This is a genomic window from Ideonella sp., assembly GCF_041914305.1.
Lineage (GTDB): Bacteria > Pseudomonadota > Gammaproteobacteria > Burkholderiales > Burkholderiaceae_C > Ideonella.
The window spans coordinates 143,881-157,525 of the sequence record NZ_JAYSDQ010000013.1; the positions used below are offsets into that span (position 1 = coordinate 143,881).

Consider the following 13,645-nt stretch of genomic DNA (forward strand, 5'->3'; position numbering starts at 1 on the left):
TTGAGGTTTCTCGGCTTACTTCGAGGTCAATGACTTGCCGGCCTTGGCGGCGGCCTTCTTGTCGGGCTTGCCGACGGCCTTGTCGATCACATCGAGGGCCTCGCGGGCGGCGTGCAGCTCGCCCAGCGCCCGCTTGTATTCGGTCGGGAAGACCTTGACGAACTTGGCGCGCGAATCGGCCCAGTGGTCGAGGATGTCGCGTGCGCGCAAGGACCCTGTCCACTTGTGGTGGTCCTCGATCAGCTTCTTCAGCAGCGCCTCGTCGGTCTGCTGCTTGTGCCAGATCGCGGGATCGACGGTGTCCTCTTGCTCTTGGGTGCTGAGCACCTTGTCCAGCGTCACCATCGCGGTGTTGCAGCGCTTGGCGAACTGGCCGTCTTCGTCGAACACATAGGCGATGCCGCCCGACATGCCGGCCGCGAAGTTGCGGCCGGTCTTGCCCAGCACGACTGCGGTGCCGCCGGTCATGTACTCGCAGCCGTGGTCGCCGGTGCCTTCGACCACCGCCGTCGCGCCCGACAGCCGCACCGCGAAGCGCTCGCCGGCCACGCCGCGGAAGAACGCCTCGCCGCTCGTCGCGCCATACAGCGCGGTGTTGCCCACGATGATGTTGGCGGTGGCGTCACCGCGGAAGTCGATGCTCGGGCGCACGACGACGCGGCCGCCGGACAAGCCCTTGCCGGTGTAGTCGTTGGCTTCGCCGATCAGGTACAGCGTGATGCCCTGCGCCAGGAAGGCCGCGAAGCTCTGGCCCCCGGTGCCTTCCATCTGGATGAACACCGTGTGGTCGGGCAGCCCCTCGGGGCGGCGGCGGATCAGCTCGCCCGACAGCATCGCCCCGACCGAGCGGTTGACGTTGCGCGCGTCCTGCATGAACTGGATCTTTTCGCCGGTCTCGAAGGCGTCGCGGCACTTCTGGATCAGCTTCTTGTCCAGCGCGCGGTCCAGGCCGTGGTCCTGCTCTTCGACATGGAAGCGCGCCACATCGGCCGGGGCCTGCGGGCGGTGGAAGACACGGCTGAAGTCCAGGCCCTTGGCCTTCCAGTGGCCGATGGCCTTGCGCGTGTCCAGCAGATCGGCACGGCCGATCAGCTCGTCGAACTTGCGGATGCCCAGCTGCGCCATCAGCTGGCGCGCCTCTTCGGCGACGAAGAAAAAATAGTTGACGACGTGCTCGGGCTTGCCGGCGAACTTGGCGCGCAGCACCGGGTCTTGCGTGGCCACGCCCACCGGGCAGGTGTTGAGGTGGCACTTGCGCATCATGATGCAGCCTTCGACCACCAGCGGCGCGGTGGCGAAGCCGAACTCGTCGGCGCCGAGCAGCGCGCCGATCACCACGTCGCGGCCAGTCTTCATCTGGCCGTCTGCCTGCACGCGCACACGGCCACGCAGGCGGTTGAGCACCAGCGTCTGCTGGGTCTCGGCCAGGCCCAGCTCCCAGGGCGTGCCGGCGTGCTTGATGCTGGACCACGGCGAAGCGCCCGTGCCACCATCGTGGCCGGCGATCACCAAGTGGTCGGCCTTGCACTTGGTGACACCCGCGGCGATGGTGCCCACGCCCACCTCGGACACCAGTTTGACGCTGATAGACGCGCGCGGATTGGCGTTCTTCAGGTCGTGGATCAGCTGCGCCAGGTCTTCGATCGAGTAGATGTCGTGGTGCGGCGGCGGGCTGATCAAGCCCACGCCGGGCACCGAGTAGCGCAGCATGCCGATGTAGTCGCTGACCTTGCCGCCTGGCAGCTGGCCACCCTCGCCGGGCTTGGCGCCCTGGGCCATCTTGATCTGGATCTGGTCGGCCGAGACCAGGTACTCGGTCGTCACGCCGAAGCGGCCCGACGCGACCTGCTTGATCTTCGAGCGCAGGCTGTCACCGGCCTTCAACTCGTAGTCGGCTTCGACCACGCCGGTGCCGATCACGTCCGACACCTTGGTGCCGGCGTTGATCGGGATGCCCTTCAGCTCGTTGCGATAGCGCGCCGGGTCTTCGCCGCCTTCGCCCGTGTTGCTCTTGCCGCCGATGCGGTTCATCGCGATCGCCAGCGTCGTGTGCGCCTCGGTCGAGATCGAGCCGAGCGACATCGCGCCGGTAGCGAAACGCTTGACGATGTCGGCGGCCGGCTCGACCTCGTCGACCGAGATCGCTTTGGCGGGGTCGAACTTGAACTCGAACAGACCGCGCAGCGTCAGGTGGCGCTTGCTCTGGTCGTTGATGATCTGCGCGTATTCCTTGTAGGAGTCGAACTTGCCCGAGCGCGTGCTGTGCTGCAGCTTGGCGATCGCGTCCGGCGTCCACATGTGTTCTTCGCCACGCACGCGCCAGGCGTATTCACCGCCGGTCTCGAGCATGCTGTCGAGCAACGGGTCTTCACCAAAGGCGGCGCGGTGGTTGCGCAGCGCCTCTTCGGCGACCTCGAACACGCCGATGCCTTCGACCTGCGTGGCGGTGCCGCGGAAGTACTTGCCGACCATGTCCTTGTTCAGGCCGATCGCCTCGAACAGCTGCGCACCGCAGTACGACATGTAGGTCGACACGCCCATCTTGGACATGATCTTCGACAGGCCCTTGCCGACGGCCTTGACGTAGTTGTAGATCGCCTTGTCTGCCGACAGCTCACCCGGCAGCTCCTGATGCATCGCGGCCAGCGTTTCCATCGCCAGGTACGGATGCACGGCCTCAGCGCCGTAGCCCGCCAGCACCGCGAAGTGGTGCACCTCACGCGCCGAGCCGGTCTCGACGACCAGGCCGGCGGTCGTGCGCAAGCCTTCGCGCACCAGGTGGTGGTGGATGGCCGACAACGCCAGCAGCGCCGGGATCGCCAGGTTCGCGCGGTCCATCCGGCGGTCGCTGATGATCAGGATGTTGTGGCCGCTCTTGATCGCATCGACGCTCTCGGCGCACAGCGACGCCAGCTTGGCCTCGATGCCGGCCTTGCCCCAGGCCAGCGGGTAGGTGATGTCGATCTCGTAGGGCTTGAACTTGCCCCCGGTGGCGGCCTCGATGTTGCGCAGCCGCGCCATGCCCTTGAAGTCGAGCACCGGCTGCGACACCTCCAGCCGCATCGGCGGGTTGACCGCGTTGATGTCGAGCAGGTTGGGCTTCGGGCCGATGAAGCTGTTCAAGCTCATCACGATCGCTTCGCGGATCGGGTCGATCGGCGGGTTCGTGACCTGGGCGAACAGCTGCTTGAAGTAGTTGTACAGCGGCTTGTTCTTGTCCGACAGCACCGCGAGCGGCGAGTCGTTGCCCATCGAGCCGATGCCTTCTTCGCCGGCGGTGGCCATCGGCGCGAGCAGGAACTTGATGTCTTCTTGCGTGTAGCCGAAGGCCTGCTGGCGGTCGAGCAGCGTTTCGGCGAAGGCGGTGGTCGGCGCGTCGCCGGCGGGGATCGAATCGAGCCGCACGCGCACGTTGTCGATCCACTGGCGGTAGGGCCGCGCACTGGCGAACTGGTTCTTCAGCTCTTCGTCGTCGACGATCCGACCTTGTTCCAGGTCGATCAGGAACATCTTGCCGGGCTGCAGGCGCCACTTCTTGACGATGTGGTTCTCGGGGATCGGCAGCACGCCGGATTCGGAGGCCATCACCACCAGGTCGTCGTTGGTGACGATGTAGCGCGCGGGGCGCAGGCCGTTGCGGTCGAGCGTGGCGCCGATCTGCTTGCCGTCGGTGAAGACCATCGCGGCCGGGCCGTCCCACGGCTCCATCATCGACGCGTGGTACTCGTAGAACGCGCGACGACGCGGGTCCATCATCTCGTGCTGCTCCCACGCCTCGGGGATCATCATCATCGCGGCGTGCGCGAGCGGGTAGCCGCTCATCGTCAACAGCTCGAGCGCGTTGTCGAAGGTGGCCGTGTCGCTCTGGCCTTCGAAGCTGATCGGGTAGAGCTTCTTCAGATCGTCGCCCAGCACCGGCGACTTCATCACGCCCTCGCGTGCGCGCATCCAGTTGAAGTTGCCCTTGACGGTGTTGATCTCGCCGTTGTGCGCCACCATGCGGTAGGGGTGCGACAGCGGCCACTCGGGGAAGGTGTTGGTCGAGAAGCGCTGGTGCACGAGCGCCAGGGCCGAGACCGCGCGCGGGTCCGACAGGTCTTTGTAGTACTGGCCGACCTGGTTGGCGAGCAGCAAGCCCTTGTAGATGATCGTGCGGCAGCTCATGCTGGGCACGTAGTACTCGCGGCTGTGGGTGAGCTTCAGCGCCTGGATCGCCGCCGAGGCCGTCTTGCGGATCACGTAGAGCTTGCGTTCCAGCGCGTCGGGCACGATCACGTCGGCGCCGCGGCCGATGAAGACCTGACGGATCACCGGCTCGGTCAGGCGCACGGTCGGCGACATCGGCATGTCGGTGTCGACCGGCACGTCGCGCCAACCGAGCAGCACCTGGCCTTCGGCCTTGATCGCGCGCTCCAGCTCTTGCACACAGGCCAGGCGCGAGGCGTGTTCCTTCGGCAAGAAGATCATGCCGACGCCGTATTCACCCGGCGGTGGCAGCGTGATGCCCTGGGCCGCCATCTCGGCGCGGAAGAAGTCGTCGGGGATCTGGATCAGGATGCCTGCGCCATCGCCCATCAGCTTGTCGGCCCCCACCGCGCCGCGGTGGTCCAGGTTCTCGAGGATCTTCAGGCCCTGGGCAATGATCGCGTGGGCCTTCTGGCCCTTGATGTGGGCGACGAAACCGACCCCGCAGGCATCTTTCTCGTTGCGCGGGTCGTACAGACCGTGCGCGCTCAGCGCCTGGATTTCTTCAGCGGACGGATGGGGGGTGGGGCTCGGTGCAGAACCCGGCGTGGCCTTGGACATGGGCAACGCTCCTCGACGTTGGCTAGGGGAAACGCGAGGTTAAAAGAAAGCCCTGTCAGCCACAAGCGTTATTAAATAGGGTCAGGTTGATATATTAGCTTGGTGGTCTGATGTGATTTATTAATTGGGGACAGTCTTAGACGCGATTTTGCGGGGTCGTCCGCGAGGCCGGGGGGCCAGCGAACGGGCCGTCGTCTTTTCCAGTTCGGCGACGAATGCGGCGTCGCCCAAAGGCCGCCCGCTCACGAGCGCCGAAACGATGCGCTGCGCCTCCAGCGAGCCCACCCCTTGCTCCAGCCATTCGCGGTAGGCCGCCTCTCGCTCAAAGGGCGTGTTGCCAAGGTTCCAGTAGGCTGCCGGCTCGGTGATCAAGGGGTCGCGCAGGGCCCCCAAGTGGTGCGGCAGGCTGGACCAGCCGCCTTCAAGCAAGCCAGAGGCCAGGCCGGCGCGGTGCGGGTTCAATTCGATGAAGCGCATGCAGCGCAACACGTTGTCCGCCCCGCCGACAACGTGAGCGCGGTACCGCCCCTCCCACAGCGTCCCGCTGCGCTGGTGCCTCGCGTTGAAGCTGGCCACGTAACGCCGCCCCAGGCTCTGCATGGCCCGGCTGAGCGCATCGGCGTTGGCCGGCGTCGCCAGCAGGTGCACGTGGTTGGGCATCAGCACGTAGGCATGCAGCGCCACCGCCTGCTCACGCAGCGTGTCACTGAGCTGCGCCAGCAGGCGCCTGCGGTCGTCATCGTCGACGAAGATCGGCTGTCGGTTGTTGCCCCGGACCAGCAGGTGGTGCGGATGGCCGGGGATGGTCAGTCGTGCTTGGCGGGCCATGGGTCAAGTCAATAATTGATCTGACCCCATTTTTGCAAATTCGCGATCGTCAGTGCGGCGCGGCCAGGTCAGTCCGGGAACAAGCGCTTGCCGGTGAGCCGTTGGTGCTCGCGGATTGCGAATCGGTCGGTCATGCCCGCGATGTAGTCGGCCAGCGCCCTTGTCGGCTCCGAGCTGCGCGCGTAGTCGGCCGGCAGCGCCAAGGGCTGAGATCGATAAGCCGCAAAGAGATCGCTGACCACATGCTTGGCCGCGTCGGTGGTGGCCATCACCTGCGGGTGGCGGTAGAGCGCCCGGTACAAGAACCGCTTCAGTTCGGCACTGCGGTGCTTCATCTCGTCGCTGAAGCCCACCAGTGGCGGCATGCGTCGAACCGCGTCGGCGCTGTCCGGCTGGTGGTGCGCCAGTCGCTGCTGGGTGGTGGCGATCACGTCGTAGACCTGGGCCGACAGCATGCGCCGGATGATCTCTGCCAGCAGGCGGCGTTGGTGCCCCGTGGCCAGGCCGGGATGGTCGGACAGGGTCTCCTGGTGAAACCGCTCGAACAACGCGACCTCTCGCAGCATCTCCAGCGTCAGCAGGCCGGACCGCACACCGTCGTCGATGTCATGCGCGTTGTAGGCGATCTCGTCGGCCAGGTTGGTCAGTTGCGCCTCCAGGCTGGGCTGCAGGCCGGCCACGAAGCGGTAGCCGACGCCACCAGGCTCTTCAGCTTCCCACGCTTGGGCCAGCGCCACCGGGCAGCGCTTGAGGATGCCCTCACGTGTTTCGAAGCACAGGTTCAGGCCGTCCCAGACCGGGTAGCGTTGTTCCAGTTTGTCCACGACCCGCAGGCTTTGCAGGTTGTGCTCGAAGCCACCATGCCCGGCCATACAGGCGTTCAGCGCGTCTTGCCCAGCGTGGCCAAATGGGGTGTGCCCCAGGTCGTGGGCCAGGGCGATCGCTTCGACCAGGTCTTCGTTCAGGCCCAGGCTGCAGGCCATCGATCGCCCCAACTGCGCAACCTCCAGCGAGTGGGTCAGCCGCGTGCGGAACAGATCGCCCTCGTGGTTCAGGAACACCTGGGTCTTGTAGACCAGACGCCGGAAGGCCGAGCTGTGGACGATGCGGTCGCGATCGCGCTGAAAGTCGGTGCGCGTGGGGGCCGGGCGCTCTTGCCGCCGGCGCCCCCGGCTGCTGACGGCGTGGCACGCCCAGACGGCCAATCCGTGGTCACGCGGCGTCGGGTTGAAGCTCATGGCCGCGCCCAGGCCGTTGACCACGCTACGCGCAGTGCGCGTCGATGCACTCGGCCACCAGTGCATCCGGGGCGCTGCGCAGCACGGCGTGGCCCAGGCCCTCAATCAGCACGAAGCGAATGTCGCCTCCTTCAGCCTTCTTGTCGACCCGCATGTGGCGCAGGTATTCCGCCGCCCCGAGCCGCGGGCCGCGAACCGGCAACCCTGCGCGCGCGATCAAGTCACTCAACCGCTGGCGCAGCCCGACAGGCGACAAGCCCAGCCGCTCGGACAGCTCCGCCGCCATCACCATGCCGGCGGCCACCGCCTCACCATGCAGCCACACGCCGAAACCCAGGCCAGCTTCGATCGCATGCCCGAAGGTGTGGCCGAAGTTCAGGATGGCGCGCAAGCCCCCTTCCCGCTCATCGGCGCCCACCACCTGCGCCTTGATCTCGCAGGAGCGGCGGATCACCTGCCGAAGCAGTGGGGTCTCGCGGCGGCGCAAGCCCTCCATGTGTTCCTCGAGCCAGTCCATCAAGCCTGCATCTGCGATCGGCCCGTACTTGATGACCTCGGCCAAGCCCGCGCTCAACTCACGGTCGGGCAGGCTCGCCAGGGTATCCAGGTCGCACAGCACGCGCGCCGGTTGGTAGAACGCGCCGATCATGTTCTTGCCCAGGGGGTGATTGATCGCCGTCTTGCCGCCCACCGATGAGTCAACTTGCGACAGCAAGGTGGTCGGCACCTGCACGAACGGCACACCGCGCATGTAGCAGGCTGCTGCGAAGCCCGTCATGTCACCCACCACCCCACCCCCAAGCGCAAACAGCACGGTCTTGCGGTCGCATCCGTGGCCCAGCAACGCATCGAAGATGCGGTTCAGCGTCGACCAATCCTTGAACGACTCACCGTCGGGCAGACTGACGACGACAACGTCCGCGTAGGTGCTCTCGAGCCGCTGGCGCAGTTGCGCGGCATAGATCGGCCCCACGGTGTCGTTGGTCACGATGAGCGCGTGGCGCGCCGAGGGCAGCCCTCGCCAGAACGCATCGTCCGCCAGAACGCCGGCGCCGATCACGATCTCGTAGGACCGGTCGCCGAGCGCGACAGTCACATGGTCAACATCCTGCGCTGCAGGTGTCATGGGAGCCAAGTTCATCTTGGCAGTTTAAGCGGCCCGGCACAGGCTCAGCCGCAATGCACGGCCTGGCCTTCAGCGGCAGGCCGGAACAGCCTTAAGCCGAGCGGCTCAGCCCCGCCATCTCGAGCTGCATGCAGAGCAGGTTCACCAACGTGGGGACCGAGGTCCGGCCAGTGTCGATGACGAAGCTCGCCACTTCGCGATAGAGCGGGTCGCGTTGCCGAAACAGATCTCGGAGCTTGCGCAGCGGGTCCCCGCCCTGCAGCAACGGTCGTTGGGTGTCGTGCCGCAAGCGCCGCGCCAAATCCTCTGGCGTCGCCCGCAGATAGACCACCTGGTTTCCTGGCTGCGCCATCGCATCCCGGTTCTGCTGGCGCAATACCGCGCCGCCGCCGGTGGCCAAGACCAAGCGCTCTGGCTTGGACAGGCGCTCAATCACCTGCTGCTCGATCTCGCGAAACCGCTCTTCGCCATTGCGATCGAAGAAGGCCCGAATCGGACCGCCGATCTCATGCTCAATCTCGGCGTCCGAATCAACAAAGCGCCAACCAAGATTCCGCGCCAGTTGGCGCCCGGCAGTGGACTTGCCACAGCCGGGCATGCCGACCAGAACGACGGTCACAATGTCACGGCAACGATTACTGTGGATAGTAGATATCGAGAATCTGAGCATCACTGACGCCGCCAGGCGTCTGATACCGCATCAGAATTGTTCCACCGGGTTTCGGGGTTCCATTGGGATTGCACAGCGGACGCAGCGCAGTACTTGTCGCATTCACATTCAATGTGAACAAAGTGGGCTCAAAAGACAAGGAGTCCCGTACGGGCGAGCCCCCTGCCACCGAGGCCCCGAGATTGGCCGAAGTAGAGTCGACCGCGATAGTCGTACCGGCAGTCGCAGATCGTCCCGATGCCGAGTCAAGAAGGTAAGGGAAGAAAGCCTGCGAGCAACTGGTCATCGTCAGTTGCGAAAGAATAGGCCCGGTAGACGTCGCAGCGGCTGCAAACGACCCTTTGGCACCGGCCATATTGATCGGGATCGCGTCAGACAAGGACACGTCCTCGCCCACGCTGACGCTCGCAATGACGGTGGCCAAGCCTTCGCCTCGAGGGTCCTGGACGCGGAAGTCCACCGAGCAGGTGCCATTGACGGTCAGGCATCCGCCCATATTCGACGACGCGACACTACCGAAGTCGGTGACGAAAGACACCGCGAGGCCGTCAGGTACCGGGTTGCCAAACGCATCGCGAACGAAGGCAGAAATCTTCGTATCGTCACCGGTTATCCGACCGTCCAGATTGTACTTTTCGGCCACGATCTCGAAACCTTCCGCGATCACCACCCCATTACTGACCACCAGCGTATCCGACTGACCAGTGACCGCCTCGTTGTCACTGGTCAACGCGGTGGCAGTAACCACCACGCTTGTTGGCTCGGTTCCAGAATGCACGGTGGTCACGACCAATCCGTTCAGGTCACTCACCGCGTTGGGAATGTTGAGCGTGACCTTCCCACTCGGGTTCACGGCAAACGAAACGTTGACACCCTTGATCGGGGTATTGCTGGCATCGACGACCTTGAATGTCAGCGAGGCCGACTCGGAGCGGCCATTGCCGCCCGCGCCCTTGATGACGATGGCCTGATCGGCAGGCACGACGCTGATGAAGTTGAGCGCGCTCGGCTCCGCGACATCGACCTGACCACCGGCGGTAACCGAGATCGATTTGGCCGCCGAGTAGTCCTTGCCTCCCACCGACGCTGCGGCGTTTACCGTTGTCGCTCCAGCGGACGCTGTGGTTTGCGCGGAGATGTCAAGGCTGGCGTAGCCGTCAGAGTCCGTCAAAGCGGTGCCGGTAGACGGGGCGAACTTGAGTAGCGCTGCATTGGACTCCGTAAACGTCACCAGAACGCCTTCAGCCGCGTGACCGGTGCTGTCCACCACATGCGCCACCGCCTGAACCGTTTCGGTGCTTCCTATGGACGTCACCGAAGCACCCGAACGTTGAACGTCAACCGCTATTTCATAGGTAGTCTCGGAACCGGGTCCGCCTGGGCACGAAAACGAGCAACTACCGGGCTCGCCACCACCACCACTGCAACCCGCCAACATCGCGCTCGCCGCCAAACCGGCAGCCCACGCCTTGATCCATCGAATCATTGAAAACTCCAGAACGCTTTCGCTTGCACGCGGCCGTCGAAATCAACGTGCGGCAGAGCGATCGGTCACGACCTTCGGGGTGAGAAAGATGAGCAACTCGGTGCGACTGCTCAGCTTCACCCGCTCTTTGAAGAGATTCCCCAGGTACGGAATGTCCCCGAGGAAGGGCACCTTGTTGACGTCTTCACGCTCGTTCTGCGTGAAGATGCCGCCAATCACGACCGTGCCGCCATTTTCCACCAGCACCTGGGTTTTCACGTGCTTCGTATTGATCGCGGGGCCGGCGACGGTCGCTTCACCGCGGCTGTCTTTGGCCACATCCACGTCCAGAATCACATTGCCTTCCGGCGTGATTTGCGGGATGACTTCCAGCTTCAAAGCTGCCGGGCGGAACTGAACCGACGTGGCACCGCTGGACGACGCCACCAAGTACGGGATCTGCTCGCCTTGCTCGATGATGGCCTTGACTTGGTCTGCGGTGATGACACGCGGGCTGGAAACGATCTTGCCTTTGCCTTCAGCTTCGAGCGCAGACAGTTCCAGATTCAGGAACCGGTTCGCGGTGGCGCTGAACAGAGAGAGCGCGAAGGTCGCCGCAGACGCCGTACTGATGGTCCCCGTGCTGGCCGGCAGGTTGACAAACTGCGAGTCCGGCATGTAGCTGGTATCCGTATTAGGCGTCTGCAGCGTCTGGACACCGACGTTCGAATAGTTGCCACCCACGGTCAGGTAGTTGTTGCCGCCCACCGAATAGCCTGGGATACCGCCACGCAGGCCGCGCAAATCGGTACTGCCAAGCTTGACGCCCAGAGCCCGACCGAACTTGTCGTCCGCTTCGACGATACGCGCCTCGATCAGTACTTGGCGAACGGGGATGTCGATCTTTGCGATCATCACCGCCACCTCCTCCAACTTCGACGGAATGTCGGAGATGAACAGCTGATTGGTACGGGATTCAGCCAACACGGTACCGCGTTGCGAAAGGATGCGGACATTGTTGGTGGAGCTGCCGCTTCCGCCGCCAGGGGACGCAATGCTGATCGCCTTGCCGTCCTTGTCCACCATCTGACCCAGCAGCGCACGGGCGATGTCTTCGGCCTTCGTGTAGTTCAACTGGAACGACTGCGTTCGCACCGGCTCCAGGTCGGCCACCTTCTTCTTGGCCTCCAGGTCCACCTGCTCCTTGGCCGCGAGTTCATCCTTCGGCGCGATCCACAACACATTGCCCGACTTGCGCATGCCCAGGCCCTTGGCCTGCAGGATGATGTCCAGCGCATGGTCCCAAGGGACATCCTTCAGCCGCAGCGTGACGTTGCCTGTTACGGTATCGCTGGTCACCACGTTGAAGTTGGTGAAGTCGGCGATGACCTGCAGCAGCGACCGGACTTCGATGTTCTGGAAGTTCAGTGACAGCTTTTCGCCTTGGTAGCCCGGGCCCTGGGTAAGCTTGTTCGGGTCCATCTTGACGGGCCGCACTTCCAGCACGAACTGGGTGTCCGTCTGGTAGGCACTGTGCTCCCAGGCGCCGCGCGGCTCGACCACCATGCGCACCCGGTCGCCGCTCTGCGTGGTGGAAATGGCTTGCACTGGCGAGCCAAAGTCGGAGACATCCAGACGCCGACGAAGCGCCTCGGGCAGCGTCGAACGCAGGAATTCAACGACCAGGTTCTGGCCCTGCTGCTTGAGGTCCACACCCACCTGGGTGCTCGCCAGGCCAACGATGACCCGACCCGCGCCATCAGGACCGCGGCGGAAGTCAATGTCGCGCAGCGGCAGTTGCTCGGCGTTCTGGCTGTTGGCGAAGTGGACCGGCTGGGTCGTGCCCGCCGCAGTGGTCGATGCCGCGCTGGGGGCGGCATCCAGCATGATCAGCAGCGACTTGCCCTGCAGTTCAGTGCGGTAGTTCGCCGGCTGCTTCAGGCTCAGCACTAGCCGCGTCCGGTCGCCCGAGTTGGCGATGTTCACGTTGCGGACGTTGGCCGAGTTGATGTCGACCGACGACTTGCCAACACCGTTGCCGACATTGGGCAGGTCGATGGCAACGCGCGGAGGCGCCTGAATGGCGAAGCCAGCGGGCGCGGCCGACAGCGGCTCGGCCAGTTCGACGCGAATCACTTCTCCGGTCGCCTGCTGGTTGCTGCTGATCGAACGGATCAGGTTTTGAGCCCATGTCAGCCCCGGCGTTGCCAGGCCCAGGGCCAGCAGCAGCCCACCCACAGTCCAACTGCGCATCTTGCGTGACTCCAACTTGTATTTCATTGCGCCTTCTCCTGAAGCTGGAGGGTCGTGGTGCGCTCGATCCATTCGCCCGCCGCGTCCTGCACGAGCTCGCGCAGCGACAGTTCCGTTTCACCGATCTTGGTGATCTGCCCGTAGTTCTGGCCGATGTACTCGCCCGCCTTCACATAGTGAAGCAGCTTGTCGACTTCAATCAACGCGTGCGGCTTGCCCTGCCGGGTCACCGTACCCACCATCTTCATGGCATCGAGCGGATAAGCCTCGAGCGGCTCCTTGCGGCGGCGCAGTTGCGCGGACAACATCGCATTCGATTGCCCGCTGTCCATGCGAGTGCCAGAAGTGACCTTCTGCGCGCTGAAGGGCTCAACGCCGGTGATCGAGGCATAGGGTTGCGGCACGAATTTTTTGGGCGCCGCGATCGGCTCGACGTTGGGCTTGACTTCGCGCTTTTGCTGCTCCATCCATTGCGACAACTCTTCGGTGTTGGCGCCGCAGCCTGCCAAGACCACCGCTGCGCCGAGCACCGCCCACAAGACTAGGCGCTTCATGACTTCTTGCCCTTTTGCTTCGACTTGGCTGCAGCAGCCGCGCGCTTGACCTCGGCGACCTCGGCGGCGTCCAGGTAACGGTAGGTGCGCGCAGTGGCCTGCATCATCAAGGTACCCGAAGTGTCCTTCGGCGGCGGTGCGATGACGAGGTCATGAAGCGTCACGATGCGCGAGAGGTTCGCCACATCTGCCACAAATGAACCCACGTCGTGGTACCGACCAGACACCTTGATCGCGATGGGCAATTCGGCGTAGTAGTCCTTCACCACCACCTGGCCAGGCCGGAACAGCTCGAACTGCAAACCTCGCCCGATGCCCGCTTGGTTGATGTCCGACAACAAGGCGTCCATCTCGGCCTTGCCGGGCAATTGCTTCTCGAGCTGGGTGACGTACTCCTGAACTTGTTCTTTCTGCTTCTTCAGCTCGTTCAGGTTCACCGCTTGTGTCAGCTTCGAGCGGTAGTCGGCTTTGAGCTTCGGCTCTTTGGCGCGCGCGGCCTCCAATGACTGGTCTGCGTCACTCAGAACAGCGAACCAACCCAGCACCACGACGCCGATGGACACGGCGATGCAACTGGCAATCTTGGGCAGGATCGGCCATTGGCCGGGTTCTTTGGGATTGAGATCGCGAAACTGAGCAGCGCCGCGGCGCAAGGCAGCTGCGACGTCGATGCTGGGGGTATTGGATTTACTGGTGGCCATCATG

At 64.3% G+C, this 13,645-nt stretch carries 9 protein-coding genes; all 9 read right to left on the reverse strand.

Translation table 11 applies throughout. The annotated features are described in order from the left end of the window. Positions 1–15: 15 nt before the first annotated feature. On the reverse strand, positions 16–4,806 hold the full coding sequence (locus ACE3SG_RS17795; protein ID WP_374567244.1) for a glutamate synthase-related protein: 4,791 nt from the start codon (positions 4,804–4,806) through the stop codon (positions 16–18). A gap of 120 nt (positions 4,807–4,926) precedes the next feature. After that, positions 4,927–5,634, reverse strand: coding sequence for a transposase (locus ACE3SG_RS17800; RefSeq protein WP_374567246.1), 708 nt, complete (start codon positions 5,632–5,634; stop codon positions 4,927–4,929). Between the two features lie 68 nt (positions 5,635–5,702). Beyond that, positions 5,703–6,872, reverse strand: coding sequence for a deoxyguanosinetriphosphate triphosphohydrolase (locus ACE3SG_RS17805; protein ID WP_374567248.1), 1,170 nt, complete (start codon positions 6,870–6,872; stop codon positions 5,703–5,705). 25 nt (positions 6,873–6,897) lie between these two features. After that, positions 6,898–7,998 carry a 3-dehydroquinate synthase gene (gene aroB, locus ACE3SG_RS17810; protein WP_374567250.1) on the reverse strand — a complete coding sequence of 367 codons (1,101 nt, stop codon included), beginning with the start codon at positions 7,996–7,998 and terminating at the stop codon, positions 6,898–6,900. A gap of 91 nt (positions 7,999–8,089) precedes the next feature. Further along, positions 8,090–8,617 (reverse strand): shikimate kinase, encoded by a 528-nt coding sequence (locus ACE3SG_RS17815; protein ID WP_374567252.1) that lies wholly within the window; start codon positions 8,615–8,617, stop codon positions 8,090–8,092. A gap of 16 nt (positions 8,618–8,633) precedes the next feature. After that, positions 8,634–10,154 carry a hypothetical protein gene (locus ACE3SG_RS17820; protein WP_374567254.1) on the reverse strand — a complete coding sequence of 507 codons (1,521 nt, stop codon included), beginning with the start codon at positions 10,152–10,154 and terminating at the stop codon, positions 8,634–8,636. Positions 10,155–10,196: 42 nt separating this feature from the next. Beyond that, positions 10,197–12,413 carry a type IV pilus secretin PilQ gene (gene pilQ / locus ACE3SG_RS17825; RefSeq protein WP_374567256.1) on the reverse strand — a complete coding sequence of 739 codons (2,217 nt, stop codon included), beginning with the start codon at positions 12,411–12,413 and terminating at the stop codon, positions 10,197–10,199. Further along, positions 12,410–12,940: a pilus assembly protein PilP gene (locus tag ACE3SG_RS17830; protein ID WP_374567258.1), complete on the reverse strand. Its 531-nt coding sequence runs from the start codon at positions 12,938–12,940 to the stop codon at positions 12,410–12,412. Before ACE3SG_RS17830 ends, pilQ begins: the two co-directional genes overlap by 4 nt. Next, positions 12,937–13,641 (reverse strand): type 4a pilus biogenesis protein PilO, encoded by a 705-nt coding sequence (locus ACE3SG_RS17835; protein WP_374567354.1) that lies wholly within the window; start codon positions 13,639–13,641, stop codon positions 12,937–12,939. The genes ACE3SG_RS17830 and ACE3SG_RS17835 overlap by 4 nt, the downstream gene beginning before the upstream one ends. Positions 13,642–13,645 lie beyond the last annotated feature (4 nt).

What these genes read in the sequence shown, in the direction of transcription:
- ACE3SG_RS17795 (WP_374567244.1), bottom strand. Translation starts at nt 4,806, where the DNA reads ATGTCCAAGGCCACGCCGGGTTCTGCACCGAGCCCCACCCCCCATCCG.
- ACE3SG_RS17800 (WP_374567246.1), bottom strand. Translation starts at nt 5,634, where the DNA reads ATGGCCCGCCAAGCACGACTGACCATCCCCGGCCATCCGCACCACCTG.
- ACE3SG_RS17805 (WP_374567248.1), bottom strand. Translation starts at nt 6,872, where the DNA reads ATGAGCTTCAACCCGACGCCGCGTGACCACGGATTGGCCGTCTGGGCG.
- aroB (WP_374567250.1), bottom strand. Translation starts at nt 7,998, where the DNA reads ATGACACCTGCAGCGCAGGATGTTGACCATGTGACTGTCGCGCTCGGC.
- ACE3SG_RS17820 (WP_374567254.1), bottom strand. Translation starts at nt 10,154, where the DNA reads ATGATTCGATGGATCAAGGCGTGGGCTGCCGGTTTGGCGGCGAGCGCG.
- pilQ (WP_374567256.1), bottom strand. Translation starts at nt 12,413, where the DNA reads ATGAAATACAAGTTGGAGTCACGCAAGATGCGCAGTTGGACTGTGGGT.
- ACE3SG_RS17830 (WP_374567258.1), bottom strand. Translation starts at nt 12,940, where the DNA reads ATGAAGCGCCTAGTCTTGTGGGCGGTGCTCGGCGCAGCGGTGGTCTTG.
- ACE3SG_RS17835 (WP_374567354.1), bottom strand. Translation starts at nt 13,641, where the DNA reads ATGGCCACCAGTAAATCCAATACCCCCAGCATCGACGTCGCAGCTGCC.